The sequence below is a fragment of the Roseovarius indicus genome (assembly GCF_008728195.1).
GTDB lineage: Bacteria > Pseudomonadota > Alphaproteobacteria > Rhodobacterales > Rhodobacteraceae > Roseovarius > Roseovarius indicus.
This window is the reverse complement of record NZ_CP031598.1, coordinates 4,969,674-4,994,779: the sequence shown is the minus strand read 5'-3', so window position 1 is coordinate 4,994,779 and position 25,106 is coordinate 4,969,674. Positions and strand designations below refer to the sequence as shown.

General features: G+C 64.8%; 34 protein-coding genes. 8 read left to right on the top strand and 26 right to left on the bottom strand.

Annotated elements, in window-relative coordinates:
- Nucleotides 1–51 precede the first annotated feature (51 nt).
- The 5 genes from RIdsm_RS24050 to RIdsm_RS24030 form a co-directional block, all read right to left on the bottom strand.
- Entirely contained in the window at nucleotides 52–900 is an 849-nt protein-coding gene (locus RIdsm_RS24050) for a toll/interleukin-1 receptor domain-containing protein (RefSeq protein ID WP_057812770.1), read from the bottom strand.
- Nucleotides 901–2,859: a DNA topoisomerase IV subunit B gene (parE, locus tag RIdsm_RS24045; RefSeq protein ID WP_057812772.1), complete on the bottom strand. Its 1,959-nt coding sequence runs from the start codon at nucleotides 2,857–2,859 to the stop codon at nucleotides 901–903.
- Nucleotides 2,860–2,993: 134 nt separating this feature from the next.
- Nucleotides 2,994–3,200, bottom strand: coding sequence for a hypothetical protein (locus RIdsm_RS24040; protein ID WP_057812774.1), 207 nt, complete (start codon nucleotides 3,198–3,200; stop codon nucleotides 2,994–2,996).
- A 44-nt stretch (nucleotides 3,201–3,244) separates the two neighbouring features.
- Entirely contained in the window at nucleotides 3,245–4,186 is a 942-nt protein-coding gene (locus RIdsm_RS24035) for a glucokinase (RefSeq protein ID WP_057812776.1), read from the bottom strand.
- Nucleotides 4,179–4,949, bottom strand: a complete 771-nt coding sequence (locus tag RIdsm_RS24030) for an HpcH/HpaI aldolase family protein (protein WP_057812778.1) — start codon at nucleotides 4,947–4,949, stop codon at nucleotides 4,179–4,181. Before RIdsm_RS24030 ends, RIdsm_RS24035 begins: the two co-directional genes overlap by 8 nt.
- Before the next feature lie 93 nt (nucleotides 4,950–5,042).
- Between RIdsm_RS24030 and RIdsm_RS24025 the strand changes: the two genes are divergently transcribed.
- From RIdsm_RS24025 to RIdsm_RS24015, 3 genes are read left to right on the top strand one after another with little or no spacing between them, the layout of a single operon-like run.
- The gene (locus RIdsm_RS24025) at nucleotides 5,043–5,456 is read left to right on the top strand and encodes a VOC family protein (protein ID WP_057812780.1); all 414 of its coding nucleotides are present in this window, start codon (nucleotides 5,043–5,045) and stop codon (nucleotides 5,454–5,456) included.
- Nucleotides 5,453–5,863: a VOC family protein gene (locus RIdsm_RS24020; RefSeq protein ID WP_057812782.1), complete on the top strand. Its 411-nt coding sequence runs from the start codon at nucleotides 5,453–5,455 to the stop codon at nucleotides 5,861–5,863. Before RIdsm_RS24025 ends, RIdsm_RS24020 begins: the two co-directional genes overlap by 4 nt.
- A gap of 34 nt (nucleotides 5,864–5,897) precedes the next feature.
- Nucleotides 5,898–6,218, top strand: coding sequence for a hypothetical protein (locus RIdsm_RS24015; RefSeq protein ID WP_177228386.1), 321 nt, complete (start codon nucleotides 5,898–5,900; stop codon nucleotides 6,216–6,218).
- 366 nt (nucleotides 6,219–6,584) lie between these two features.
- Here the strand turns inward: RIdsm_RS24015 and RIdsm_RS24010 are convergent, their stop codons facing one another.
- Nucleotides 6,585–6,776 carry a DUF2783 domain-containing protein gene (locus RIdsm_RS24010; protein ID WP_057812786.1) on the bottom strand — a complete coding sequence of 64 codons (192 nt, stop codon included), beginning with the start codon at nucleotides 6,774–6,776 and terminating at the stop codon, nucleotides 6,585–6,587.
- On the bottom strand, nucleotides 6,773–8,365 hold the full coding sequence (locus tag RIdsm_RS24005) for an FAD-dependent oxidoreductase (RefSeq protein ID WP_057812788.1): 1,593 nt from the start codon (nucleotides 8,363–8,365) through the stop codon (nucleotides 6,773–6,775). Before RIdsm_RS24005 ends, RIdsm_RS24010 begins: the two co-directional genes overlap by 4 nt.
- Nucleotides 8,366–8,491: 126 nt before the next feature.
- Between RIdsm_RS24005 and RIdsm_RS24000 the strand changes: the two genes are divergently transcribed.
- Nucleotides 8,492–9,070 (top strand): hypothetical protein, encoded by a 579-nt coding sequence (locus RIdsm_RS24000; RefSeq protein WP_057812791.1) that lies wholly within the window; start codon nucleotides 8,492–8,494, stop codon nucleotides 9,068–9,070.
- Nucleotides 9,071–9,090: 20 nt separating this feature from the next.
- Here RIdsm_RS24000 and RIdsm_RS23995 read toward each other — a convergent pair whose 3' ends face one another.
- From RIdsm_RS23995 to RIdsm_RS23985, 3 genes are all read right to left on the bottom strand, one after another.
- On the bottom strand, nucleotides 9,091–9,300 hold the full coding sequence (locus RIdsm_RS23995) for a hypothetical protein (protein WP_057812793.1): 210 nt from the start codon (nucleotides 9,298–9,300) through the stop codon (nucleotides 9,091–9,093).
- Nucleotides 9,293–9,685 (bottom strand): hypothetical protein, encoded by a 393-nt coding sequence (locus RIdsm_RS30590; protein WP_244955846.1) that lies wholly within the window; start codon nucleotides 9,683–9,685, stop codon nucleotides 9,293–9,295. Before RIdsm_RS30590 ends, RIdsm_RS23995 begins: the two co-directional genes overlap by 8 nt.
- Before the next feature lie 397 nt (nucleotides 9,686–10,082).
- On the bottom strand, nucleotides 10,083–11,033 hold the full coding sequence (locus tag RIdsm_RS23985) for an MBL fold metallo-hydrolase (protein ID WP_057812795.1): 951 nt from the start codon (nucleotides 11,031–11,033) through the stop codon (nucleotides 10,083–10,085).
- A gap of 55 nt (nucleotides 11,034–11,088) precedes the next feature.
- On the opposite strand from RIdsm_RS23985, the gene RIdsm_RS23980 reads away from it, so the two are divergent.
- A complete protein-coding gene (locus RIdsm_RS23980; protein ID WP_057812797.1) occupies nucleotides 11,089–11,643 on the top strand; it encodes a DUF2585 family protein in 555 nt (184 codons plus the stop codon).
- A 2-nt stretch (nucleotides 11,644–11,645) separates the two neighbouring features.
- On the opposite strand, the gene RIdsm_RS23975 is transcribed toward RIdsm_RS23980, so the two are convergent.
- From RIdsm_RS23975 to hmgA, 3 genes are read right to left on the bottom strand one after another with little or no spacing between them, the layout of a single operon-like run.
- Complete coding sequence (locus RIdsm_RS23975; RefSeq protein WP_057812799.1) at nucleotides 11,646–12,602, bottom strand: fumarylacetoacetate hydrolase family protein; 957 nt, start codon at nucleotides 12,600–12,602, stop codon at nucleotides 11,646–11,648.
- Nucleotides 12,599–13,462 carry an MBL fold metallo-hydrolase gene (locus tag RIdsm_RS23970; protein WP_057812801.1) on the bottom strand — a complete coding sequence of 288 codons (864 nt, stop codon included), beginning with the start codon at nucleotides 13,460–13,462 and terminating at the stop codon, nucleotides 12,599–12,601. Before RIdsm_RS23970 ends, RIdsm_RS23975 begins: the two co-directional genes overlap by 4 nt.
- Nucleotides 13,463–13,511: 49 nt before the next feature.
- Nucleotides 13,512–14,867, bottom strand: coding sequence for a homogentisate 1,2-dioxygenase (gene hmgA, locus RIdsm_RS23965; RefSeq protein ID WP_057812803.1), 1,356 nt, complete (start codon nucleotides 14,865–14,867; stop codon nucleotides 13,512–13,514).
- A gap of 69 nt (nucleotides 14,868–14,936) precedes the next feature.
- Between hmgA and RIdsm_RS23960 the strand changes: the two genes are divergently transcribed.
- From RIdsm_RS23960 to RIdsm_RS23950, 3 genes are read left to right on the top strand one after another with little or no spacing between them, the layout of a single operon-like run.
- Entirely contained in the window at nucleotides 14,937–15,383 is a 447-nt protein-coding gene (locus tag RIdsm_RS23960; protein ID WP_057812805.1) for a MarR family winged helix-turn-helix transcriptional regulator, read from the top strand.
- A 56-nt stretch (nucleotides 15,384–15,439) separates the two neighbouring features.
- Nucleotides 15,440–16,303 carry a DMT family transporter gene (locus RIdsm_RS23955; protein WP_057812807.1) on the top strand — a complete coding sequence of 288 codons (864 nt, stop codon included), beginning with the start codon at nucleotides 15,440–15,442 and terminating at the stop codon, nucleotides 16,301–16,303.
- Between the two features lie 2 nt (nucleotides 16,304–16,305).
- On the top strand, nucleotides 16,306–17,226 hold the full coding sequence (locus RIdsm_RS23950; protein WP_338049625.1) for an ornithine cyclodeaminase family protein: 921 nt from the start codon (nucleotides 16,306–16,308) through the stop codon (nucleotides 17,224–17,226).
- On the opposite strand, the gene RIdsm_RS23945 is transcribed toward RIdsm_RS23950, so the two are convergent.
- The 13 genes from RIdsm_RS23945 to RIdsm_RS23885 form a co-directional block, all read right to left on the bottom strand.
- On the bottom strand, nucleotides 17,219–17,560 hold the full coding sequence (locus RIdsm_RS23945; RefSeq protein WP_057812808.1) for a lysozyme inhibitor LprI family protein: 342 nt from the start codon (nucleotides 17,558–17,560) through the stop codon (nucleotides 17,219–17,221). The two genes, RIdsm_RS23950 and RIdsm_RS23945, sit on opposite strands and share 8 nt — an antisense overlap.
- Before the next feature lie 83 nt (nucleotides 17,561–17,643).
- Nucleotides 17,644–18,453 carry a division plane positioning ATPase MipZ gene (locus RIdsm_RS23940; RefSeq protein WP_057812810.1) on the bottom strand — a complete coding sequence of 270 codons (810 nt, stop codon included), beginning with the start codon at nucleotides 18,451–18,453 and terminating at the stop codon, nucleotides 17,644–17,646.
- A 192-nt stretch (nucleotides 18,454–18,645) separates the two neighbouring features.
- A complete protein-coding gene (gene rpmE / locus RIdsm_RS23935) occupies nucleotides 18,646–18,867 on the bottom strand; it encodes a 50S ribosomal protein L31 (protein ID WP_057812812.1) in 222 nt (73 codons plus the stop codon).
- A complete protein-coding gene (gene rplS, locus RIdsm_RS23930; protein WP_057812814.1) occupies nucleotides 18,864–19,268 on the bottom strand; it encodes a 50S ribosomal protein L19 in 405 nt (134 codons plus the stop codon). The genes rpmE and rplS overlap by 4 nt, the downstream gene beginning before the upstream one ends.
- A gap of 308 nt (nucleotides 19,269–19,576) precedes the next feature.
- Nucleotides 19,577–19,885 carry an EthD family reductase gene (locus tag RIdsm_RS23925; RefSeq protein ID WP_057813293.1) on the bottom strand — a complete coding sequence of 103 codons (309 nt, stop codon included), beginning with the start codon at nucleotides 19,883–19,885 and terminating at the stop codon, nucleotides 19,577–19,579.
- 76 nt (nucleotides 19,886–19,961) lie between these two features.
- On the bottom strand, nucleotides 19,962–21,368 hold the full coding sequence (locus RIdsm_RS23920; protein ID WP_057812816.1) for a multicopper oxidase family protein: 1,407 nt from the start codon (nucleotides 21,366–21,368) through the stop codon (nucleotides 19,962–19,964).
- A gap of 69 nt (nucleotides 21,369–21,437) precedes the next feature.
- On the bottom strand, nucleotides 21,438–22,241 hold the full coding sequence (gene trmD / locus RIdsm_RS23915; RefSeq protein WP_057812818.1) for a tRNA (guanosine(37)-N1)-methyltransferase TrmD: 804 nt from the start codon (nucleotides 22,239–22,241) through the stop codon (nucleotides 21,438–21,440).
- 83 nt (nucleotides 22,242–22,324) lie between these two features.
- Nucleotides 22,325–22,483 (bottom strand): DUF1328 family protein, encoded by a 159-nt coding sequence (locus RIdsm_RS23910; RefSeq protein WP_064504601.1) that lies wholly within the window; start codon nucleotides 22,481–22,483, stop codon nucleotides 22,325–22,327.
- A 95-nt stretch (nucleotides 22,484–22,578) separates the two neighbouring features.
- Nucleotides 22,579–23,100 carry a ribosome maturation factor RimM gene (gene rimM / locus RIdsm_RS23905; protein ID WP_057812819.1) on the bottom strand — a complete coding sequence of 174 codons (522 nt, stop codon included), beginning with the start codon at nucleotides 23,098–23,100 and terminating at the stop codon, nucleotides 22,579–22,581.
- Nucleotides 23,100–23,729 carry a 5,6-dimethylbenzimidazole synthase gene (gene bluB / locus RIdsm_RS23900; protein ID WP_057812821.1) on the bottom strand — a complete coding sequence of 210 codons (630 nt, stop codon included), beginning with the start codon at nucleotides 23,727–23,729 and terminating at the stop codon, nucleotides 23,100–23,102. The genes rimM and bluB overlap by 1 nt, the downstream gene beginning before the upstream one ends.
- Nucleotides 23,730–23,746: 17 nt before the next feature.
- A complete protein-coding gene (gene rpsP, locus RIdsm_RS23895) occupies nucleotides 23,747–24,163 on the bottom strand; it encodes a 30S ribosomal protein S16 (RefSeq protein ID WP_057812823.1) in 417 nt (138 codons plus the stop codon).
- Between the two features lie 48 nt (nucleotides 24,164–24,211).
- Nucleotides 24,212–24,508 (bottom strand): chorismate mutase, encoded by a 297-nt coding sequence (locus RIdsm_RS23890; protein WP_057812825.1) that lies wholly within the window; start codon nucleotides 24,506–24,508, stop codon nucleotides 24,212–24,214.
- Nucleotides 24,501–25,106: a GNAT family N-acetyltransferase gene (locus RIdsm_RS23885; protein WP_057812827.1), complete on the bottom strand. Its 606-nt coding sequence runs from the start codon at nucleotides 25,104–25,106 to the stop codon at nucleotides 24,501–24,503. The genes RIdsm_RS23890 and RIdsm_RS23885 overlap by 8 nt, the downstream gene beginning before the upstream one ends.

Genomic DNA, 25,106 nt, shown 5'->3' with positions numbered 1-25,106 from the left:
GCTTGATTCCGCGCGGGAGGCATTCAAAAAGCTTGGTTGGTGCTCATAACTCTAGGGTTCCCGGAGTACACGTTCACTATGCTGAATCGACATACGAATTAGGTTATCAACGGAAAACAAAGTGCTCATTCCGTTATCTTCGCCAAGTCTGCGCACGCCCCAAAAAATCGTCGCGTTTCTGCCATCTGGGCAAACAAAAGGTAGAGTTTCGTAAATCTCGTTTTCATCTTCAATCTTAATTCTGAGCTCTCCGTCTTTATCCTCCTCTAAGAACTTTTTTAAACAATCGCAGCCGAAACGGATGTGCGTACCGGACTTTGCCATCTCTCGAAATTCTAAGAGGTCAAGGTCTTCAACTATCAAGCGGATGCGAGTAACGACGGAGTAGGGAATGCTTGGACCATGATCTACGTATAGCCATTCAAATACTGGTTCGCCGTCAAAGTCTCCCCAATCAACTGACCAATCTGTATGGAAATCTTTTGTTTCTATGCGAGATTGAGCCGGGTTTGAAACCTTGCTCAAACTTCTGTCCAGAAGCTCAAATGCTTCGCCCTTGTTATCTCGAAAATCAACGTAAAGCTTTTCTTTCAAGAAAACGGGAATATCGCAGTCTTCGATCAAACAGGGTATAACGAGAACTCTTTTCTCATCGAGCTCTCTTACCAGCGCGGTTCGAAGTTCTTTCTGGCACCACTCAGATGCAACGGACGCTTGCGAAAGTACAACAAGAAGAGCGTCGGCTTCACCAACTGCTTCTTGTACTTTGCCAATTATGGAGTCGCCGGCATTCAGTTCCCACTGATCAATCCAAATGTTGTGTCTAGCGTGCACTAGCATTTTAGCGAGTGAGCTGACGAAATCCCTGTCTCTGTGGCTGTAGCTAATAAAGACTGTCACTCAAACATCCAACTCTTCCACGAACCGCGCGTTCTCCTGGATGTACTGGAACCGCAGTTCCGGCTTCTTGCCCATCAGCCGCTCGACCAAATCCCCGGTTTCGCCGGGTTCGTCCTCGTCGATGGTGACGCGGATGAGTTTGCGGGTGGCCGGGTCCATCGTCGTTTCCTTGAGATCCTTGGCGTCCATTTCGCCGAGGCCCTTGAAGCGGGAGACGTCGATCTTGCCCTTGCCGCCGAGGCCCTTTTCGAGCCAGGCTTCGCGCTCGGCCTCGTCGATGCAGTAGACGCGTTTGGCGCCCTGGGTCAGGCGGTAAAGCGGCGGGCAAGCGAGGTAGAGGTGGCCGTTGTCGATGAGGGGCCGCATCTGGGTGAAGAAGAAGGTCATCAGCAGCGAGGCGATGTGGGCGCCGTCGACATCGGCGTCGGTCATGATGATGATCTTGTCGTAGCGCAGGTCGTCGATGCGGAAGCGGGAGCCGAGGCCGACGCCGAGCGCTTGCGTGAGGTCGTTGATCTCGGCGTTGGAGCCGAGTTTCGAGCTGGCCGCGCCGAGGACGTTGAGGATCTTGCCGCGCAGGGGCAGGAGGGCCTGCGTCTGGCGGAAGCGGGCCATCTTGGCGGAGCCGCCGGCCGAGTCGCCCTCGACGATGAAAAGCTCGGTGCCTTCGCGGGTGTTGGAGGTGCAGTCGACCAACTTGCCGGGCAGGCGGAGTTTCTTGGTGGCCGATTTGCGCTGGGTCTCCTTCTCCTGCTTGCGGCGGAGGCGTTCCTCGGCCCGCAGGACGAGGAAATCGAGAATGGCGCCGGCGGATTTCGTGTCGGAGGCCAGCCAGTTGTCGAAATGGTCGCGGACGGCGTTTTCGACAAGGCGCTGGGCCTCGGTGGTGGCAAGGCGGTCTTTCGTCTGGCCGACGAACTCGGGCTCGCGGATGAAGCAGGAGACGAGGGCGCAGCCGCCCGTCATCAGGTCTTCGCGGGTGATGTTGGCGGCCTTCTTGTTGTTGACCAGCTCGCCATAGCCCTTGATGCCCTTGAGGATCGCGGCCCAGAAGCCGGCGACATGGGTGCCGCCCTCGGGCGTGGGGACGGTGTTGCAGTAGGATTGCAGGAAGCCGTCGCGCGAGGGGGTCCAGTTGATGGCCCATTCGACCTTGCCGGGGGTGCCGAAGCGTTCCTGGAAGTCGACGGTGCCGGCGAAGGGGCGTTCGGCGTAGGTGGAGGCGGAGCCGAGGGTTTCGCGGAGGAAGTCCGACAGGCCGCCGGGGAAGTGGAAGGTGGCCTCCATCGGGGTGTCGCCATCGGGGATGGCGGATTTCCAGCGGATTTCCACGCCCGAGAAGAGGTAGGCCTTGGAGCGGATGGAGTGGAAAAGGCGGTGCGGCTTGAACCGGTGGGAGCCGAAGATCTCCTCGTCGGCGTGGAAGGTGACGGTGGTGCCGCGGCGGTTGGGGGCCTGGCCGACCTGTTCGAGCTTGCCCTGGGGTTTGCCGCGGGAGAAACGCTGTTCGTAGAGCACCTTGTTGCGGGCGACCTGGACGATCATGATGTCGGACAGGGCGTTGACCACGGAAGCGCCGACGCCGTGCAGGCCGCCGGAGGTCTGGTAGGCCTTGCCGGAAAACTTGCCGCCGGCGTGGAGCGTGCAGAGGATCACCTCGAGCGCGGATTTGCCGGGGAACTTCGGGTGCTCGTCGACCGGCATGCCGCGGCCGTTGTCGGTGATGGTGACGGAATGGTCTTCGTGCAGCGTGACCTCGATGCGGGAGGCGTGGCCGGCGACGGCCTCGTCCATCGAGTTGTCGAGGATTTCGGCCACGAGGTGGTGCAGCGCCCGGTCGTCGGTGCCGCCGATATACATGCCGGGGCGCTTGCGGACGGGCTCGAGCCCCTCGAGCACCTCGATGGAGGCGGCGTTGTAGTCGGAGGACTCCGCTGGGGTGAGAAGATCGTCGGCCATGCGCTGCTGCTCTTTGGTTTGTTGGTTGAAGATATTATGACAGAGCCGGCGGGACGGGGGAAGAGGTTGTGGTCAGGCGGGGCCGGATTCACCATACTTTGTGCGGAGCCATTGGGACGTGGTGGTGGCGGTAATCAGGGCATGTGCTGCCTGAGCGTTTCGATCAGTGCGGTTCCGTTGGTGATCCCGTGTTTCTCTACCCATTCCTGCGGGACGAAATGGCCGATGCGGCCCGACTCGGTGAGGATTTCGACGGGCTCGCCGCCGGAATGGTCGAGAACGGTGTCGAGGTCACGGAGATCTTCAAGCGCGCAGGTCTTGCGGGGTGGAGTCTGAGGCATAGGGCCCCCTTTGGTTTGCGTGGTCGAGTATGGGGTGGATGGGCTTAACGATCCGTTACCTGCCGCAAATACCGGGCGCAGCCCAGCAAGGGGAAGCTGTCGTCGGTGATGACGGAGACGGGGATGTCGGTGACGATGGCGGTGTAGGGGCCGCGGGCGGTGAAGCGGTCGAGGAAGGCCGAGCCGGGGAGGAAAGGGGCGATGGATTGGGCGAGGCCGCCGGTGAGGTAGAGGCCGCCGGCGGGCAGGTGGTGGAGGGCGAAGTTGCCGGCGATGAGGCCGAGGATTTCGCAGTAGAGGGCGAGGGTGTTGCGGGCATCGGGGTCGTGGTGTGCCGCATTCACGATGTCGGTGGAGGAGAGGCGGGCGCCGGTGAGGTGGGCGTGGATGTTGGACAGGCCCGGGCCGGAGATCGCGGTTTCCATCGGGCGGTGCGACTGGAGGTCGCCGAGGTGGTCGAAGATCGCGCCGATGAGGCCGGTGGCGTGGGGCAGGGCGGAGTGGCCGGATTCGGCGGCCGGGACGAAGAGGCCTTCGGGGCGGCGGTGGACGACGGCGACGTTGGAGCCGGTGCCGAGGTTGAGGACGAGGCGCGGGGCGTCTGGGGGCGCGGGTTGGCCGGGGAAGATGTTTTGGACCGCGCCGGGGGGCAGGTCGTCGAGGGCGTAGCCCTGGGCCTGGAGGTCGTTGATCAGGTGGATATGGGGGGTATTGGTGATCCGGCGAAGGTTGGCGGCGTCGATGTGCCAAGCGTGGTTGGTGAGCTGGGCCGTCTCCCCCAGCACCGGCCCGGCGACGCCGGCGCAGAGGGCAGCGACCGGTCCGGGGGCCGTTTCGGAGAGATAGGCGGAGACGACGCTTTCGAAGCTGTCGAAGGCGTCGTTCAGGTAGCGGCGGATGGTGGCGGGGAGACACCCGGTGCCATCCGCCAGCGCGAGGCGGGTGTTGGTGCCGCCGAGGTCGGCCAGCAGGTGCCTCTCAGCCATCGCGCCATTTCTGCGCGACGGCGCGGGCCGTCTGGGCCAGCATCAGCACGTCGATGCCCACGGCCATGATTTGTGCACCCCAGTCGCGGTAGGTGAGGGCGGTTTCGTGATCGAGCGCGAGGATGCAGGCGGCGGTGTCGGAGGCGGCGGCGCGGGCGAGGACATCCTTGATGGTGTCGCGGACTTCCGGCGCGTTGCTGTCGCCGAGATATCCCATGTCGTTGGCGAGGTCGGAGGGGCCGATGAAGATGCCGTCGACGCCCTCGACCGCGAGGATGTCGTCAAGCGCGGCGACCGCGGCGCGGCTTTCGATCTGCACCAGCAGGCACATCTGGTCGTTGGCGGTGGTGATGTAGTCGGGCACCGCCGAGAACTGCGAGGCGCGGGCCAGCGCGGCGCCGGAACCGCGGATGCCGTGCGGCGGATAGCGCATGGCGCGGACGAGGGCGCGGGCTTCATCGGCGCTGTCGACCATGGGGATGAGAAGGGTCTGGGCGCCGGCGTCGAGCACCTGCTTGATGAGCCACGGCTCGCCCATAGGCAGGCGGACGACGGGCTGGCAGGGTTTGCCTTCGAGCACCTGAAGCTGGGCCATGAGGGTGCGCAGGTCGTTGGGGGCATGCTCGGCGTCGAGTGTCAGCCAGTCGAACCCGGCGGTGGCGAGCACCTCGGTCGGGTAGGGATCGGCGAAGCCGGCCCAGCAGCCGTAGAGCTTGTCGCCCCGTTTGAGGGCGGTCTTGAAGGTGTTTTCGGGGGCTGACATGGGGCGCGGGCCTTTCCTGCAATTATCTTGCCGCCACCCTACGCCTGTTGTTGACTGGGGGTCCACAGGAACCGGCGCGGGGAGGCGCGGCAGATGGCACTCAGGCTGCATCATATCAATCTGGTCACGCAGAAGGTGGGCGAGATGGACGACTTTTACCGCCGGGTCATGGGGCAGCGGCGGGAAGACACGGGCGTGCCGGTGCTCGAGAAGCAGAAGGGCTATGCGGGCGACGTGGCCTTCGTGACCGATGGCGTGGTGCAGACGCACCTGGCGCAGCGGGATCTGGGGGCGGGGTTTGCCACGGGGCAGATCGTGAACCCGGTGGAGCGGGGGCATATCGCGTTTCGGACGGATGATTTGCAGGCGTTCATGCGGCATCTGGACGAGAAGGGCGTGCGGTACTCGGACTGGGGCGACCGGGCGGTGGCGGGGTGGCACCAGATCTTTTTCTACGACCCGGATGGGAACGTGATCGAGGTCCACCAGGTGGAGGAAGGCGAATGAAGGCGCGGCTGCATCATATCAACCTGTCGACCGAGAGGGTCGAGGAGATGGACGCGTTCTATCGCGAGGTCCTGGGGCTGGAGGCCACGGACGAGGATGTGCCGGCGCTGCGGAATGACGAGGGGGTGTATGCGGGGGATGTGGCGTTCGTATCGGACGGGCACATGCATCTGCATATCGCGCGGAAGGACGTGCAGGCGGGGTTCCGGACAGGGCAGTTGGTGAACCCGGTGATGAAGGGGCACGTGGCGTATCGGACGGACGATTTGGTTGCGTTCAAGGCGCATCTGAAGGCGGAGGGGGTGCCTTTTGCAGACTGGGGCGACTCGGCGGTGGCGGGGTGGCACCAGATCTATTTCTACGACCCGGAAGGGAACGTGATCGAGGTGCATCAGAAGGATGGGTAGGCACAAGATGGAGTATATCGAACAACTGGCGCACATGTTTCACGAGGACCTCGAGATTCATGGCGACTCGATTGAAGAGATCGTTTACGGGGAGGCCCAGAGCCTCAAGGATCTGGGGAGATTGCCGGCGGCGATCGGGGAAATCGAGGCGGTTCTTGAAGAGGGCCGGTTTGCCGAGGTGACGAGGTTTTTCGACCGGCCGGCCGCGGTGGAGGTTTACGAGCCGGGCGAGGAGCGCAGGTTCCTCGAACGGGCGCACTTCATTTTCGTGAAGGTCAGGGATGGCCGCTACGGTTACTTCGACTCTTTCATGGAAGCCGTTGGGTGGCGCGCCGGTGATCTTCGTTACTGGTAGTGATCGAGCCTTCCGGCCCGGGCAAGGGGGTAAAGAGGTGGGTTGGCACCCATCCTAGGGGCGATCGCGAGGTTGGTTTTGCCGGGGAAGCGGAGGTCGGTATGACGTCGGTATCTTGTCGGTATTGCGTCGGTGTTCTTGGAAGGGGACGCGGGTGGGGGCGATATCTTGAAAAGATATCGGGTCGAATTCTTTTGAAGAATTCGATGTCGCGGTGGAGAGGTTCGGGCGGCTCGGGAGCGGGCGGTGGGTTGAGGCGGGAGGATTTGAGTATTTCTGGAACAATGAAAATGCGGGGGTGGCCGCCACCAGGGCGTGGGAGGCGGCCGGGGGAGCGAGTATTTTTGGAAAAATGAAAGTCGCGGGTCAGGCTGGCGGGGCGGCGGCCTTTAGGGCGGCGCGGAAGGTGTCGCGGTCGCCGATGTGGTTGGCGAGGATCAGGATGAGGCGGGCGTTGAGGGCGGCGCTTTGATCGTCGGTGAGCCCCTCGTGGGCGGCGAGGAGGTCGGCGTAGAGGTCGTCGGGGGCGTCGATGTTGGGGGTGAGGGTGAGGGTCATGCGTGGCCTCCCTTGGCGCGGGTGAGGGCGGATTGGATGTCGTCGGGCGTGGCGTCGGCCCAACGGGCGGCGACGTGCTGGTCGGGGCGGATGAGGTAGAGGGCGCTTTGGGCGTCGCCGAGATAGCGGGTTTTCAGGTCTTCGGTGATGTCCGGCAGGCTCAGGGGGGTGGTGCCGGGGATCTCGGGGGCGTCGCGGCCGAGGGCGAGCAGAGTGAAGGTGCTGCCGAGATGGTCGAGCAGGTAGCCGTTGCCGAGTGGCGCGTCGGGGCAGGGCGCGCCGGGGCGGGTGCGGGCCGGGCCGGTGGGCAGGGCGTCGGGCGTGCTGAGGGGAGAGCCCGCGTGGATGCAGGGCACCGAGAGGCGCCCGGAATTCACCAGCGGGCGGGCGAAGGCGTGGTGTTCGGAGAGGTCGAGCACGGCGTCGCGGAAGAGGCGGCTGGTGCTGGATTTGGGCGTGATGAAATCGGTGGAGCGGGAGGAGTTGAGGATGTTCTCATCCGCGGCCTCGACGCGTTCTGTGTCGTAGCTGTCGAGGAGGCTGTCGGGTGCCTCGCCCGCCAGCACGAGGCGGAGTTTCCAGCACAGATTGTCAGTGTCCTGCAGGCCGGAATTGGCGCCGCGGGCGCCGAAGGGCGAGACCTGGTGCGCGGCGTCGCCGGCGAAGAGGACGCGGCCGTGGCGGAAGCGTTCCATGCGGCGGCACTGGAAAGTGTAGATCGAGACCCATTCGAGCTCGAACTCCACATCCGGCCCGAGCATCTGGCGGACGCGAGCCTTCACGCGCTCGGGGTCTTTTTCTTTGTCGCGGTCGATGTCCCAGCCGAGCTGCAGGTCGATGCGCCAGACGCCGTCGGGCTGCTTGTGGAGGAGCGCCGACTGGCCCTTGTTGAAGGGCGGGTCGAACCAGAACCATCGCTCGGTCGGGAAGTCGGCCTGCATGGTGACATCGGCGATGAGGAAGTTGTCCTCGAAGACGCGGCCGGTGAAGCCGAGACCGAGCTTGTCGCGGAGGGGGGAGCCGGCGCCGTCGCAGGCGACGAGGTATTCGGCTTCGATCTCGTAGGGGCCTTCGGGCGTGTCGACGGTGAGGGCGACGTGATCGGCGTGCGCGTCGATGGCGGTGACCTTGCTGCCGCCGCGCAGGTCGATCGGGGCGCCGTCTTCCTGCATCTGGCGGAGGCGGGTCACCATGTCGTTTTCCAGGTGGTATTGCTGGAGGTTGATGAAGGCGGGGCGGCGGTGGCCCTCTTCGGGCAGGAGGTTGAACTCGTAGACCTTGCGGTCGCCGAAGAAGACCTTGCCGAGGTTCCAGCGCACGCCGCGCTCGGTCAGCGGGTCGCCGCAGCCGAGGCGGTCGGCGATCTCGAGGGTGCGCTTGGAGAAGCAGATGGCGCGCGAGCCGTGGGAGACCTTGTCGTTCTCGTCGAGCACCACGACCGGCACGCCCTGCTGCCCGAGATCGAGCGCGGCGGCGAGGCCGACGGGCCCGGCACCGACGATGATAACGGGATGGCGGACGGGCGTTGCCGCGTCCTGATCGGCGTGCCGGGTGTAGGGGTAGAGCGGGGTTTCGAAGAGGCGGGTCATGGGCAGGCTTTACGTTGCGTGCCTGTGGCCGAGGGGCCACGGGCGTGGATTGCGGGTGAGATTTCTCGGAACAAGGCCGGGCGGCCGGGGGTTGAGCCGCCAGAATGTAAAGACCAGGGGAGTGTCATGGCGTCTGCCGAGTATATGAGTGAAAACGTGCGGTCCGCGCCGGTGGCCAATCTTGGCCTCGTTGCGCTTGCCGCGCTTGGTGTGCTGACCGGATTGGTGGTTGCCGTGGTGCCCGTGGTCGGACAGAGCGTATGGCCGATCGATTTCGAGCCGGTCAACCTTGCGATGACGGCGATGTTCGGTGGCGGTCTGCTGATGCTCGGGCTTGGTGCCGCGCTGCGGCGGGCCGACGCGTTCCACCGTGGGGCCGGTGTGATCGGCGGCATCCTGATGATCGCGTTTTCGGTCTCGTTCCTGGTCAGCCCGCTGGCCGGGCTGATACTTCTGACGCTGACTACGTTCGGGGCGTTCCTGACGCTGGCCGTGACCTATCTGTTCGGACCGGTCGAAGAGGAAGAGGCCGAGGTGGAGGCCGACGTTCCGGAGGAGGCAACCGAGCCGGCTGCCCGCGAAGACCGCCGTTCGGCCGAGGTTATCCGCCACCCGTCCTGGCATATGCCGATCCCCGCAAACCTGCCGCGGGCGATCGAGCTGAAACAGGAAGTGTGCAAGCCGCATTCCCGGCTGATCCTGTAGAGCATGTGGCGCAAGAGGGGTCATGGGTGATCCCTCTTGGCGAGTTTCCAGCCGCTCCAGGCGGCGGAGCCTGCGAAGAAGAGGCCGCCGAAGCCGAAAAGCTCGACCAGTGCGGGGCCCTGCGGGACGCCCATGACGGCGAGCGTCACCCCCAGCAGGGCCAGGCCGGCGATGCCGGCGGAGAGGCGGAAGATGTGCTCGCCTCGTGTGGGGCCGAAGGTTTTACTCAACTGTATTTTCCTTGTTACCCGTCGGCTCCTCGATTTCAATCTCCCAATACGACAAGACGTTTCTGACAGAGTCTCTTGGGTAGTGTTCGCCCGCTTCTCTCAAGTCGCGGCCAATTCTGCGCTTGCGACGTTCTATCGCCTTCCAGACACGGGTGGAGGGATCGACCACACCCGGCGGGATGAGATTTGGATGTTCCCAACTGGGCCATTTGTTGGGATAGCCGTCGGGCAACTCACGGCGATTATCGTTGAGATACTCCCAGTTGCCTAAAGCAGGATGGTCACAAAACCATCGGTAGTAATGAAATGCACAAATTCGAAGAGCGTTCTTTATGCTTGGTATTTCGTCGGTGAATGCCTTTAGTGGCGTCGGCAGCAGAACCATGTTTGCCGTGCATGAAAAAAATTTTGGATCTCGAATTACCGCGTTTGATTCACCTGCTGCTTTGGGCGTACCCCAGATATGACAACATGACCAATTGCGACGTTTCTTTGAAGACGTACCTAGGGCACAGGTTAGAGCTGTATTCGCATTGGTGTTGGATTCCACCCATTGGCTTGTTGCGCCTGTGCTTTGGCTCCGATTCATCTGTGGCTCGGTCCAATCGTGCTTGAAGCCTAGGCTGCCTCTGTGAAACTCTGGGTACCAAACAGGTAGCGCTTGGAATACGTCAACATGGACCCACCTCGCAGTAAGCGCTACGAGGCGAAGCATCTCTTTGACAGGCAGTTGGTTTGCTAAGATCCGGATACCGTCCTGTTCCACAACGTTTGGCACCGAATTAACCCTGCAACTGTTCCCACATCGCGATATCGCGCTCGGCCGTCCAGATGCGGGGGGTGTCGATGCCGCGGGCCTCGTCATAGGCGCGGGCGACGTTGAAGGGCAGGCAGTGCTCGTAGATGGCGTAGTCGGAGAATTTCGGATCGCAGGCCTCGCGCACCGCATCCCAGGCTTCTTTCAGCGTGCCGCCGCGGGCGGCGACGCGGGCGGCGGGGCGGTAGGTGCTTTCTACGAAATCGCGGGTGTTCTCGATGGCGGCGTTGACCATTTCGCGGCCCATCAGCGCGTCGCCCCGGCCCGGCGCGATGGCGTCGACGTCGAACCACTTGATCTCGTCGAGCGTGTCGCCCCAGTCGGCGAAATGCCCGTCGCCGCAGTAGCAGGCGGAGTGGTATTCGACGATGTCGCCGGTGAACATGACGTTTTCATCGGGCACGTGGATGACGATGTCGCCCGCGGTATGAGCGCGGCCCAGGTGCATGAGGTCGACGCGGCGGTTGCCGAGATAGACGGTCATGGTGTCGGAGAAGGTGGTGGTGGGCCAGGTGAGGCCGGGGATGGATTCGTGGCCTTCGAAGAGGCGGGGGAAGCGCTGGAATTCGCTGTCCCAATCCTCCTGCCCGCGTTCGGCGACCATGGAGCGCGTCACGTCGGACATGATGACCTGGGGTGCGTCATAGGCCGAGGCGCCGAGGACGCGGACGGCGTGATAGTGGGTCATCACGAGGTGGGTGATCGGCTTGTCGGTGACTTCGCGGACCTTTTCGATGACTTTATTGGCGAGGCGGGGGGTCGCCTGGGCCTCGACGATCATGACGCTGTCGTCGCCGATGATGACGCCGGAGTTGGGGTCGCCCTCGGCGGTAAAGGCCCAGAGGCCGCGGCCGACCTCGGTGAAGCTGATGGTTTTCTCGGTGAGATCACCTTGGGAGGCGAAGGCCTTGGACATGGGGGGCTCCTTTCTGAGATGGACAGGGGCGGGGGGCTGTGCTTGGGTTTTTCCCATGATGCAGAGCCGGTTGCCCTATGTTCTGACGTTCCTGATCACCGTTGCGACGGGGGTTGCCCTGTTGGCGATGGGCCGGGCGGGGGTGTGCCCCTGTGGCTATGTCGACGTGTGGGGCACGATCGGCACGGAGGAGGCGAACCAGCAATTTCTGGACTGGTACGCGCCGAGCCATTTGCTGCACGGGTTGCTGTTCTATGCCGCGTTGTGGCTGGCGGTGCCAAGGATGGCGATTGGCTGGCGGCTGGTGATCGCGACGGTGGTGGAATGCGGCTGGGAGATCGTGGAGAACACCGATGCGATGATCCAGCGATACCGCGATACGACGGTGTCGGCGGATTACGTGGGCGACAGCGTGTTGAACTCGGTCTCGGATGTCGTGGCGATGTGGGTGGGGTTTGCGCTGGCGCGTTTCGTGCCGGTGTGGGTGAGTGTCGCCGTGGTGATCGGGTTCGAGGTGCTGACCGCGCTCGTGATCCGCGACGGGCTGGCGCTCAACATCCTGATGCTTCTGTGGCCGCTGGAGGCGGTGAAGGAATGGCAGGGCGGCTGAGGTCATGAGGCGACCGTTTGGTCGATGGTGCCGAAGAGGGAGCGGCCTTCGTCGTCCTCCATCCAGATCCTGACGCGGTCGCCGGGTTGCAGGAAGGGGGTTTTCGCCTCGCCTTCCAGCAGGGTTTCCACCATGCGCTGTTCGGCGATGCAGGAATAGCCGCGGCCGCCGTCGCTAACGGGTTTGCCGGGGCCGCCATCGGGGTCTCGGTTGGAGACGGTGCCGGAGCCTATGATGGTGCCGGCGGCGAGGTGGCGGGTTTTCGCGGCATGGGCGATGAGGGTGGGGAAGTCGAAGGTCATGTCTTCGCCGGCATCGGCGCGGCCGAAGGGGTTTCCGTTCAGTTCGACATGCATGGTGCCGTGCAGCTTGTCGCCGTCCCAGCCCGGCAGGTCTTCGGGGGAAATGGCGAGCGGAGAGAAGGCGCAGGCGGGTTTCGACTGGACGAAACCGAAGCCCTTGGAGAGCTCGTCGGGGATGAGCGCGCGGAGCGAGATGTCATTGCAGAGCAGGACAAGGCGGATGGCGGCGCGGGCCTGATCGCGGGTGGCGCCCATGGGGACGGGGCCGGTGATGACGGCGACTTCGGCCTCGAAGTCGATGCCCCAGGCGGGGTCGCCGGGAATGGGGGCTGTGGGGGCGAGGAAGCTGTCGGAGCCGCCCTGGTACATGAGCGGGTCGTGCCAGAAGCGGTCGGGCATTTCGGCGCCGCGGGCGCGGCGGACGAGGTCGACATGGTTCACGTAGGCCGACCCGTCGAGGAACTGATAGGCGCGGGGGAGGGGGGAGAGGCAGGTTGTTTCGTCGAAGGGCCTCTCCGCCCCTTTCGGGGACGGCTCGGCCCCGTCGAGGAGGGATTGCAGCGTGGCGCCTTGCGGCAGGCGGCAGGTCTGGCCGTCATCGGAAAGGATGGCGAGCTGGCCGTCGGGGGTGCCGTTGTCGAGGGTCGCGTATTTCATTGCGTGGCTTTCAGGGGGATCGTCATGCCGTCATGGGCGATGTGGAGCGTGCCGGAGAAGTGGGGGGCGGCCTCGGCGCGCCATGTGTCTTCGGTGACGTCCGGGTCGCCCGAGGGGATGAGGTGGTTGAGGGCGAGCTGTGACACGCCCGCGCGCTCGGCCAGGTGGGCCGCGTCATGGGCGGCAGTGTGGCTGCGCAGGATGTGTTTCAGGAGGCGGTCGTTGGCATAGCCCATGCGGTTGACGAGGGCGGTGATGTGGTCGGTAAGCATGGCCTCGTGAACGAGGAGGTCGGCGCCCTTGGCGAAGTCGACCATGGCGGGGATGGGGGCGGTGTCGCCGGAGAGGACGGCGCTGCCGGAGGGGGCGTCGAAGCGGAGGGCGTAGCTTTCGGTGACGGGCGGGTGGTGGTTGGGGAGGGCGGTGATGTGCAGGCGGCCCAAGGTCAGGTCGAGGTGGTCATCGAGCAGGTGGATGGGGAAGAGGCTGTCGAAATCGGGGCAGCCTTCGTCTTCGGTGCGGGTATCGATGTCGTAGGCCATCGAGGCGCGGAAGCCCTGCCAGTAGGTGGGCAGGCCCGAGGGGGCGTAGATCGGCACCTCGCGCTTGAGCCCGGCGGTCCAGGCTGTGTGGAGGAGCGGCCCCAGTTCGAGGTAGTGGTCGGAATGGAGGTGGGTGATGAGCACCGCGTCGATTTCCGTCAGCGCGACGCCGGCACGGCAGACGCCCGCAGCGGCCCCGAGGCCTGCGTCGACCAGCACGGTTTTCCCATCCATACGCACCAGTATGGATGTCGGCATGGCCGAGCCCGGCCGGATCGCCGGGCCGCCCTTGCTGCCAAGAATCGTCACGCTGTCCATGGGGGCGCTGTCCGGGGCTTTCATTGTTCCGGAAATACTCAACTGCGCGTCATTTGCGGCCCGGCGTGCCGTCGAATTTTTTCTCGAGGCTGTCCCAGCAATCGATATAGTCGTCCTGCAGCGGGGCCTCGTTGGCGGCGAAGGCGGTGAGGTGCTGCGGGAAGCGGGTTTCGAACATGAAGGACATGGTATTGTCGAGCTTGTCGGGGCCGAGATTGGCGTTCGAGGCCTTCTCGAACGCGTCGCGGTCGGGGCCGTGGGGCAGCATCATGTTATGCAGCGACATGCCGCCGGGGACGAAGCCCTGCGGCTTGGCGTCATACTGGCCGTAGATGTTGCCCATCAGCTCGGACATGATGTTCTTGTGATACCAGGGCGGGCGGAAGGTATCCTCGGCCACCATCCAGCGTTCGCGGAAGAGGACGAAGTCGATATTCGCGGTGCCGGGCACGCCCGAGGGGGCCGTCAGCACGGTGAAGATCGACGGGTCGGGGTGGTCGAAGAGGATCGCGCCGACCGGGCAGTAATTGCGCAGGTCGTACTTGTATGGGGCGTAGTTGCCGTGCCAGGCGACCACGTCGAGCGGGCTTTGCGGGATCTCGGTTTCGTGGAACTGGCCGCACCATTTGATGGTGAGGGTGGAGGGGGTTTCCCGGTCTTCGAACGCCGCGACCGGCGCCTTGAAGTCGCGCGGGTTGGCGAGGCAGTTGGCGCCGATGGGCCCGCGGCCCGGAAGCTCGAATTTCTGGCCGTAATTTTCGCAGACGAAGCCGCGGCAGGGCCCTTCCAGCACCTCGACCCGGTAGACGAGGCCACGGGGGAGGATGGCGATTTCCTTGGGCTCCAGGTCTATGATGCCGAGCTCGGTGCAGAAGCGGAGGCGGCCTTCCTGCGGCACGACGAGCAGCTCGCTGTCGGCGGAGAAGAAATAGGCGTCTTCCATCGAGGCGGTGACGAGGTAGATGTGGCTGGCCATGCCGACCTGGGTGTTCACGTCGCCCGCCGTGGTCATGGTGTGCATGCCGGTCAGCCAGGTGAGGTTTTGCTCGGAATGGGGGACGGGATCCCAGCGGTACTGGCCCAGCGAGATGACGTCGGGGTCGACGTTGGGGGACGATTTCCAGTGCGGCAGGGCGACCTTCTTGTAGCGCGCCGAATGCTTGACCGAGGGCCTGATCCGGTAGGTCCATGTGCGCTCTGGCGGGTTGGCGGTGAAGGCGGTGCCGGAGAGCTGTTCGCCGTAGAGGCCGTAATTGCATTTCTGCGGAGAGTTCATGCCCTGGGGCAGGGCTCCGGGCAGGGCCTCGGTCTCGAAATCGTTGGCGAAGCCGGGCATGTAGCCTTCATGCGTGCCCACGGGCGTGGCGGCCTGGGTCAGGCCATGCGTCTTGGTCTGGCGGTTCATGACAGCGGTCCTCCTTGGCCCATGGAGCTAACAGTTGAATTTGTAACTAACAAGGCTACATGGAAGCCCATGATGCGCGATACGACCGACGATACATTCGACCTGTCCGACTTTCTGCCCTACCTGCTGAACCAGGCGGCGGAGGCGTCGGGGCAGGAATTCCAGACGATCTACAAGGGCCGTTATGGCATGTTGCGGACGGAATGGCGGGTGCTGTTCCATCTTGGCATTTATGGCCGGCTGACCGCCAAGGAGATCGGCGAACGGGCCGCGATTCACAAGACCAAGGTGAGCCGGGCGGTGCAGAAGCTGGCGGCACGGCGGTTCATCACGCGGGAGCGGGATGCGGGCGACCGGCGGTATGAGTACCTCGAGCTGACCACGGCGGGGCGGGCCGCGTATCGCGACCTTCACGAGGTGGCGCGGCAGTATGACGAGCGGCTGACGGCGCGGTTTTCCGAGGAAGAGACGGCGCTCTTGCGGGATATGCTGAAACGGCTTGCCAGCAGGCGCTAGCCACGGGCGGGCGCGGGTCTTTACTTTCCGGTCAAAAACCCGTTCAGCTAGGCCCCATGAATGAACATCTCAAAGGTCTGCTGATCACCACGCTGGGCGTCTTGTTCGTGGTGCCGGATTCGCTTTACGTGCGGCTCATCGATGCCGAGCCGATGGTCACCGCGTTCTGGCGCGGGATGACGGCGGGCGGGATCATCCTGTTGGGGCTGCTGGCGGTGCAGGGCACGCGGGGCTTCGGGCAGGTGCTGCGCTCGGGCTGGCCGGGGATCCTCTACATGGTGCTGATTGGGTACACGGCGCCGGGCTTCGTGTTGGCGGTGACGCATACGAGCGTGGCGAACGTGGTGTTCATCTTTGCGTCGATGCCGATCTTCTCGGCGATCTTCGCGCGGGTCTTCCTGGGCGAGCCGATCAGCCGGCGGGTGGTGATGACCATGCTGGCGGTGATGGCGGGGCTGGCGATCATCGCCTATGGCTCGGGCGAGAACGCGGTGGCGCATTGGTCGGGCGACCTGTTCGCGCTGTCGGTGTGCATTGCTTATTCCGGCGCGCTGACCGCCGTGCGGGGGCTGAAGGATATCTCGATGATCCCGGCGATTCCGCTGGCCTATATCGGGGCGGCGCTGGTGTTGTGGCCGTTCATCGAGCCGGGGCCGCCGGTGGCGGAGCAATGGCACCTGTTCCTGGGGCACGGGGCGTTCATTGCCGTGGCGACCTGTTTCCTGACACTGGGGCCGCGGTATATCAGCTCGCCGGAGGTGTCGCTGCTGATCCTGCTGGAATCGGTGCTGGCGCCCTTGCTGGTCTGGGCGATCGTGGGCGAGGACCCGGGGCGCTGGGCGATGATCGGTGGCGCGGTGGTGATCGGGGCGCTGCTGGTGTCGAACGCGGTCGCGCTGAGGCGGCGGCGGGTGGTCTGACGGTGGGGCCGGCGTTCATCTCTTACGAGGAGGGTGAGCGTCAGCTTGAGTGGCTGGCCATGGCTAAGGCGCTGGAGGCGGGGCATCACCTGCCAAGGGCCGAGGCCGAAGTGAGTTACCTGACACGGGGCGAGGATACCGCGATCACGCTTTCGGCGTGGATCGACGGGCTGGGGCTGGCGGTGAAGTCGGCGCATGTGTTTCCGGGGGCGCCGGAGCATGGCGCGCCGAACATCAACGGCGGCGTCTATTTCTACGACGATCGGACCGGGGCGCTGAAGGCGGTGCTCGATTTCCACCTGGTGACCAAGTGGAAGACGGCGGCCGACAGTCTGCTGGGGGCGCTGAGGCTGGCAAGGCCGGAGAGCCGGCGCGTGTTGATCGTGGGCGCCGGTGTGGTGGCGCGGTCGATGGTGGAGGCTTATGGCGCGGGGTTTCCGGGGTGTGAGTTTGCCGTCTGGAACCGGTCGGTCGAGGGGGCGGAGCGGCTGGCGGCCGAGTATCCCGGTGTGGAGGTCGTGACCGACCTGGAGGCGGCGGTGCGTTGGGCGGATATCGTGAGCTGTGCGACACTGGCGAAAGAGCCGTTGATCAAGGGGGAGTGGCTGCGGCCAGGGCAGCACATCGACCTGATCGGGGCGTTCCTGCCGGATATGCGGGAGGCCGACGATGAGGCGATGCGGCGGGCGCGGGTGTTCGTCGATATCCGCGGCGACACGATGGAGAATATCGGCGAGCTCACCATTCCGCTGTCGCGCGGAGTGATTTCGGAGGCGGATGTGCTGGCCGACTTCTATGACCTGCCGAAGGGAATTTTCCGGCGCGAGAGCGATGAGGAGATCACGCTGTTCAAGAATGGCGGGGGCGGGCATCTGGATTTGATGGCCTGTGCCCATATCCTGGAGGTGTGCGGCGCTACCTGATGAATTTCGCGAGTTCGCGGGCGCGATCTTCGCCGAGGTTCATCTTGCAGGCGCCGACGGCCATGTCGGTGCCGGGGTCGCCCGCGAAGGTGGTGGCAAGGAAGGCGCACTGGGCGTCGCGATAGGCGAGCCAGGCGGTTTGCGAGGCTTCGAGCGCGGGGACGGCGGTGGTTTCGCCGGTGATGGTATCGATCTCGTGGGCAAATTTCATCGCGGCGTCGAGATACATGGCGACGATTTCGTCGACCCGCTGGACTTCGGTCTCGATCGTGTCGGCAGGGGCGGCTGTGGCGAGGCCGAAGGTGAGGGCGAGGAAAAGTGTGAAACGTGTCATGGTGGCTTTCGATGCGGGGCGCGGGGGCGTTTTCTTGAAAAGAAAACGGACCGAAATCTTTTGAAGATTTCGGGGCGTCGCGCCTAGAAATCGACCTCGACGCCGGGGAGGTTCAGCGCCTTGATCAGGTCGCGGAGTTCCTGCCGTGCGGCGACGTTGGAGATGTTGAGCTGTTTTACCCCGATATCCTTGAGGTCGAGCAGGGTGAGGCCGCGGGGGAAAAGCTCGCGGAAGATGACGCGCTCGTTGAAGCCCGGGGCGGTGCGGAAGCCGATGCGCTTGGCGAGGTTGTCGAGCGCCGCGCCCATCTTTTCCTTGTTGACCATCTGTTGCGCGCCGAGGCGGTTGCGGACCACGACCCAGTCGATCGGCCGGAGCCCGGCCTGGGCGCGCAGCTGACGGGCGTTCCAGACCATTTCGGAATAGACCGAGGGGCCGAGGATCTTCATGCCGTCGGCATCGACATGGGCGAGCAGGTCGAAATCGATGAAGCTGTCGTTCAGGGGCGTGATCAGGGTGTCGGCCAGCGAGTGGGCGACCTGGCTGAGGCGGGTGTGCGAGCCGGGGCAGTCGATCAGGATGAAGTCGCTGTCGGGTTCAAGCTCGGCCACCGCGGCGGAGAGGCGGCGGTCATAGATGTTCTCGCCCGGCTGGAGCGAGGACTGGTCGACCTCGGGCAGCTCGCGATAGGCGGGCGACGGCAGGTCGAGCCCGGATTTTTCGAGAAAGCGGTCGCGGTTGCCGATGTAGGTGCCAAGCGTCTTCTGACGCAGGTCGAGATCGAGCGTGCTGACATTGTGGCCCAGCCGGGCCAGCGCCGTGGCCACGTGCATCGAGACGGTCGACTTGCCCGCACCGCCCTTTTCGTTCCCCACGACGATGATATGCGCCATGTTTCCGTAACCCTCGTTCTGCGCTGATTTTATGCGCGAATTTTTGCGCACCCTACCGTTGGCGCCAGCGATTTGAAAGAGAGCTTCGCGCAGTTGTCGCAAGGTACTGGCGCGGTTGCATCAGGTGGGGCCGGAATCGAAAACGCCGCCCCGGGGGAGCGGCGTTTCGTGGTGCAGAATGCAGGGCGTCGATCAGAAGCCGAGACCTGCGTATTTGTTTTTGAACTTCGACACGCGGCCGCCTGCGTCGGTCAGGCGGTGGCCACCGCCCGTCCAGGCCGGGTGGGCCGAGGGGTCGATGTCGAGCGAGAGGCTGTCACCCTCGGCGCCGTAGGTCGAGCGCATGGTCACGACGGTGCCGTCGGTCATCTTGACTTCGATGAAGTGGTAATCGGGGTGGATGTCTTTTTTCATGTCGCCGATCCTTGCACGGGTTTCTTGCCGTCGTCCTTGGGCTTGTAGTTCGAATCCTCGGCGATCCGGGCCGATTTGCCCCGGCGTGCGCGCAGGTAGTACAGCTTGGCGCGGCGAACGCGGCCGCGACGGATCACGGCGATGTTGTCGATGTTGGTCGAGTAGAGCGGGAAGATCCGTTCCACGCCTTCACCGAAGGAAATCTTGCGGATGGTGAAGCTTCCGGCAATGCCGTCGCCGTTCTTGCGGCTGATGCAGACGCCTTCGAAGTTCTGCACCCGGGTGCGGGTGCCTTCCGTAACCTTGAAACCGACGCGGACGGTGTCGCCTGCCTTGAAGTCGGGAATGTCTTTCCCGAGTTCGGCGATCTGTTCCGCCTCGATCTGAGCGATAATATCCATCGCTTCAAACTCCTGAATTGTGCTTGCGGTTTGATCCGCAAAGGTGTCTCGCGTCCTCAGAGCTCTTGGTCTTCGTCCGGGTCCGCCGTGCCGGTCATGCCGGGGGCGCCCGCCAGAGATCAGGTCGTCTTGTCTTGTTCGGTGCCCTCAAGGGCTTGTCCGAAATAGCGAAAATGGCGCGGGGACGGTCCCATCAGAAGAAAAACGGGAATCACGCACGCCGACGCTGGCTCGGAATGGGCGCGGTAAATCAGGTTCGGTGCGCAAATTCAAGGAAAAAAGGGCCTTGGGGCGCCGGGGCGGCCCTGTCAGGCGACCACTTCGCCGATCAGCATCTGCGGCGCCGTGTCGGTGAAATTGGGGATGTCCGCAAGGAGCGGCTGGGAGCTGGACATGGCGGCCTCCATCGCCGCCTTGTCGGCGAAGGTGAACGTGGCGATGGCGTGAAAGGGCGGCGGCGTGTCGGGGCCGCCGGGGACGCCACGGGTGACCAGCGAGGACGCGAGGTGGGGGCCCATATGCTTGTCGACCAGCGACATGTGGGTGTCGAGGTAATACTCCATGTCGAAGCTTGTGCCGGGGGTGTTGGGGTAGATGACCTGAAGGGACAGGGCCATGGCGTGCGTCTCCTCGTGCATGAACCGGGGCAGGATAGCCGATTCCCCTTGCGCGGCACAGGTGGGACGGGGCCCGTCAGGCGACCTCGACGACGCCCATCATGCCGGAGGCCTGGTGTTCGAGGATGTGGCAATGGAGCATCCACTTGCCGGGGTTGTCGGCGACGAGGGCGATCTCGGTGGTCTCACCCGGCATCAGGAGGGCGGTGTCGCGGAAGGTGGCGATGTTGCCGGCGCGGGGATCGGTGAAGCGGAAGCTGTGACCGTGGAGGTGGATGGGGTGGGGCCAGCGGGTGCGGTTCTCCAGCGTGATGCGGTGGGTTTTTCCTTTGGCGAGCTTGAGGAGCGGCTCGGTTTCGTGGAGGCGGGTGGGGACGGAGCCGTTGATCGACCAGAAGCGGCCGGCTTCGACCAGTTCCTTAATGGAGAGCATGCGGCCCTCCATCATCGCCTCGGCCATGCCGCCCATGGCGCCGCCATCGAAGGTGAGTTTGTGGGTTTCGGCATTGGCGAGGTCGGGGTCGGCGACCGGGTTGGGGGGCAGGGCCTCGGGCGGGCCGAGAGGCGTGTCGCGGAGGGGCGGGTCTTCGGAGACCTGCCACGTCATCACCTCGAAGGCGCGGTCGGGGCCGTAGGCGTCGTCGATCACGCGGGCGGGGGTGCCGGGGGGCACGTCGATATCGAGGATCAGGTCGGCGCGCTGGCCGGCGCCGAGCCAGACGCCGGTGTCGCCAAGTTTCTGTGGCGTGACCGGGTGGCCGTCGAGGGCGATGAGCCACGGGTCGAAGGGGGCGAAGTTGAGGTGGAAGTTCTGGGCGTTCGACACGTTGCAGATGCGCAGGCGGATACGTTCGCCGGAGCGGACAGGGGTGCGTGTCAGGTAGGTGCCGTTGACGGTGAGCACGTTGCCGGTGCGGCCGCCGTGGCTTTGATCGTGGCGGTTGCCGAAGGGGGCGATCTGGGCCTGCTGGTCGAGGCGCCAGTCGTCGATGGCCCAGGCGATCTCGCGGTCGGCCTGGAGGCGGGCGGCGATTTCGGGGGGGTCCTCGACGATCAGCAGGCCGTGCAGGCCGCGGCCGACCTGTTCGGAGCTGTTGACGTGGGGGTGGTACCAGAAGGTGCCGGCGTCATGGAGGGGAAGTTCGTAGTCGAAGCTGGCGCCGGGGGCGATGGGGTCTTGGCTGAGGAAGGGCATGCCGTCTTGGGCGACCGGCACGCGGAGGCCGTGCCAGTGGACGGTGGTGGGTTCGGGCAGGTCGTTCTGGACCGTGATGTTGAGGGTGTCGCCTTGCCGCGCGCGGAGGACAGGGCCGGGGGCGGTGGCGTTGTAGAGCCATGCCTTGGTGGCCGGGCCGTCGGGGACGACGAGGGGCGCCTCGCCCGGGGCGGCGGTGAGGGTGAGGGGGTTGGCGGTGGCGAGGCGGGGCAGCGCGGGGAGAAAGCCCGCGGCGAGGGCGCCCTTGAGTAGTGTTCTGCGATACATGCCATCCCTCCCTTGCCGATTGCATCGTTCAAGATAGGCGCAGCCGGACCGCTTGGCGAGAGGGACGTGCTAGGCCCCTTTGTCGCGCTTGGCGGTGTAGGCCTGCCAGAGGTCGGGGCGGCGGGCGCGGGTGAGGGCCTCGGCCTGTGCCTGCCGCCACTCGGCTATTTTCGCGTGGTTGCCGGAGAGGAGCACCTCGGGGATGGCGCGGCCGTTCCATTCGGCGGGGCGAGTGTATTGCGGGTGTTCCAGAAGGCCGGAGGTGAAGCTTTCCTCTTCGGTCGAGGCGGCATTCCCGAGCACGCCGGGCAGGAGGCGGACGCTGGCGTCGATCATGGCCTGTGCCGCGATTTCTCCGCCGGTGAGGACGAAGTCGCCGAGGGAGACCTCGGTGATGCCGTAGTGGTCTATCACGCGCTCGTCGAGCCCTTCGAAGCGGCCGCAGATCATGGTCATGCCGGGGCCTTCGGAGAGGTGCTGGGCCATGGCCTGATCGAAGCGGCGGCCGCGGGGGCTGAGGTAGAGGAGGGGGCGTGCGGGGGGCGCGCCGGCGGTGGCGGCCTCAATGGCGCGGGACATGACGTCGGCGCGCATGACCATGCCGGCACCGCCGCCGGCGGGCGTGTCGTCGACATTGCGGTGGCGGCCTTCGCCGAATTCGCGCAGGGGGGTGGTTTCCAGCGCCCAGAGCCGGTCTTTCAACGCGCGGCCCGTCAGGCTTTCGCCCAGCACGCCGGGGAAGGCTTCGGGGAACAGCGTGATGATATGGGCGGTCCACACCCCGGCGAGGCGGGGGTTGTGATCCATCAGGCTGCGCGGTTGAAGCGAGGCGGTGATGGATTTGCGGCCATGGGAGCGGGGCTGGTCAGACATGGCCTGTCTTTTGGGGGGGACGGGCCGGGGCGGTCAAGCGCATTCGTCGTGACCGGCCCCGGCCCGAAGGCCTTGGGCCCTCGTCAGAGGGCTATGACGCCGATCGCGAAGAGCAGGAAGAGCACCAGCGCGACGATGATGAGGATCTTGGCGCCCGACAGGGCGATGCCGGACAGGCGGCCGAAGCCCAGCATGGCGGCGATGGCGGCGATGGCGAGGAGGATGAGAATCCATTCGAGCATTGGGGACGTTCCTTTCAGTTGACCGCGCGGGGATTGGGCGGCGTCTGAGGGACAACGTCAGGTGCTGCGTCTGGTTCCGCGTGTCTTGTACGCGATCAGCTTTTGGCATCGTCGGGGAAAAGCCCCTCGGGCGGGTCGGCGACGATGCGGCCGGAGGCAAGATCGACCGTGGGCACGGCTTCAAGAGTGAATGGCAGCAGGACCGTGGCGGAGGAATTCGGCAGGCGCAGCTCGAGCAGGTCGGTGGCACCGTGGTTGTGAACCGCCTTGACGGTGCCGAGATGCGTGCCGCCGGTGTCGTAGGCGTCGAGGCCGATCAGGTCGGCATGGTAGAACTCGTCCTCCTCGGGCTCGGGCAGGCGGGTGCGGTCGACATAGAGGCGTGTGCCGCGCAGGTCGTCGGCCTGTTCCTTGGTGGCCACGCCCGAGAGGCGGGCGGTGAGGCCGTTCTTGGTCTGGCCCGTCAGGGTGATCTCGAAGCTTTTCTTGCCGTCTTCGGTTTCGAGCGCGCCATAGGCGGCAACGTCATCCGGTTCGGCGGTGAAGCTTTTCAGCCGGACCTCGCCCTTGACGCCGAAGGCGCCGGCGATGGCCCCGAGGCAGACACGGTCTTCCATCAGCGCACCTCCAGAGGGAGCGAGCCGCGGCGGTCTTCCCACCCGGCATGTTCGAGTTCAGGGGTGTCGGAGACGGCCTCGGGCCAGCCGACACAGAGATAGGCCACCAGTTTCCAGCCTTCCGGCACCTCGAGGTCGCGGCGGAGGCGGGCGGGGTCGAGGATCGAGACCCAGCCGACGCCGAGGCCCTGTGCCCTTGCATAGAGCCAGAACTGGGTGATGGCGGCGACCACGGAATACTGCCGCATCTCGGGCATGGAAAGCACGCCGAGACCGGCGCCCTTTCCGGTCGCGGTGTCGCAGAAGATGGCGAGCTGTACGGGCGCCTCCTGCATGCCGGTGAGCTTGAGGGTGCTGTAGAGCTTCGCCTTCTCACCGGAATAACCGTCGAGCGCCTTTGCGTTGGTTTCGCGGAAATTGGCGAGGGCCGCCGCGCGTGCGGTGTCGCTGTCGAGCCGGACGATGCGCCATGGCTCGGACAGCCCCACGGAGGGGGCGTAAAGAAAGGTGTCGAGGCACTGCCGCAGCAGCGCCTCGTCCACCGGATCGGTGCGGAAGCGGCGCACGTCGCGCCGCCACCGCATCAGGTCGATCAGGCCGGACTGGAAGTCTGATGTGAACCGCGACATTCCAGCGTGTGCCCGTCTTACTCTTCGGTCGCCTCTTCGGAAGCGGTCTCTTCTGCCGGGGCTTCCTCGGCCGGGGCATTGGCGGCTTCGGCGGCGGCCTTGGCTTTCTCGGCCTTCTCCTCGGCGCGGTCCTGGGCTTTCTGGCCCGGGGTGCCCTTCTTCGGGTTCGAGCGCTCTTTCTTGTCGAGCACGCCGGCGTTCTCGAGGAAGCGCGCAACGCGATCGGACGGCTGGGCGCCGTGATCCATCCAGTGCTGGATGCGCTCGACGTTCATCTTGACGCGGTCTTCGCTGTCTTTCGGCAGAAGCGGGTTGTAGGTGCCCAGCTTCTCGATGAAGCGGCCGTCACGCGGCATGCGGCTGTCGGCAGCCACGATGCTGTAGAAGGGGCGTTTCTTGCTGCCACCACGGGACAGGCGGATTTTCATGGCCATTGCGATTTCTCCTTTTGAATGGCGTTGGTTTGGTGGGGCGTGCCCACCCTACGATTGGTGTTGCTGGTGATGCCGGATCACCTCGGCGATGATGAAGTTCAGGAACTTCTTGGCGAAATCCGGGTCGAGATCGGCCTGGGTCGCCAGGTCTTCGAGCCGTGCGATCTGGGCCTCTTCGCGGGCCGGATCGGACGGGGGAAGGTCATGTTCGGCCTTGAGCTTGCCCACGGCCTGGGTGTGTTTGAAGCGCTCGCCGAGCGTGTAGACGAGGATCGCGTCGAGCCTGTCGATGCTCTCGCGGTGTTCCTTCAGCAGCGTGGCGGCGCGTGTGGTCGCGTCAGTCAATGGGCATCCCCTTCGGTTTGAAGAGCGGGTCGCAGTAATGCTCGATTTCCAGTTCGATCCCGTCGAGGATCTGGCCGGATTTCAGCCGCTCGGGGCTGGGGTGGCGGTAGACCGCGTCGTTGCCGTCGATGGTGGCGGCGGACGGGTCCTTGACCGCACCCAGACGTTCGGCGAGGCGGATGGAGTCGAGGTTCTTGGGGTCGATGTAGCTGACCGCGTTGTCCCAGCCGAGCTCGGCATAGAGGTATTTCCGAACCCGGTGCGTGGCTTCGAGCGCGTAGCCGTGGCCGGCCTCTTCGGGCCAGATGATCCAGGCAAGCTCGCGTTCGGGCCAGGCGGCGGGGAACCAGCCGCCGGCCATGCCGAGGGTGCGGTCGTTCTTCTTGTCGTGGATCATCCACATGCCGTAGCCGCGAATGTTCCAGTGGCCGATTTCGGCGGCGTAGAGCATCCAGGTCTCATACGGGTTGAGCGGGCCGCCCATGAAGCGCGAGCGGTACGAGGCGAAAGTGGCCTTGAAGTTCGGATAGTCCTGCGGCTCGGGGCCGCGCAGGACAAGCCGGCGGGTTTCGAGGGCGGGGATGTGCGCGGTCGCCAT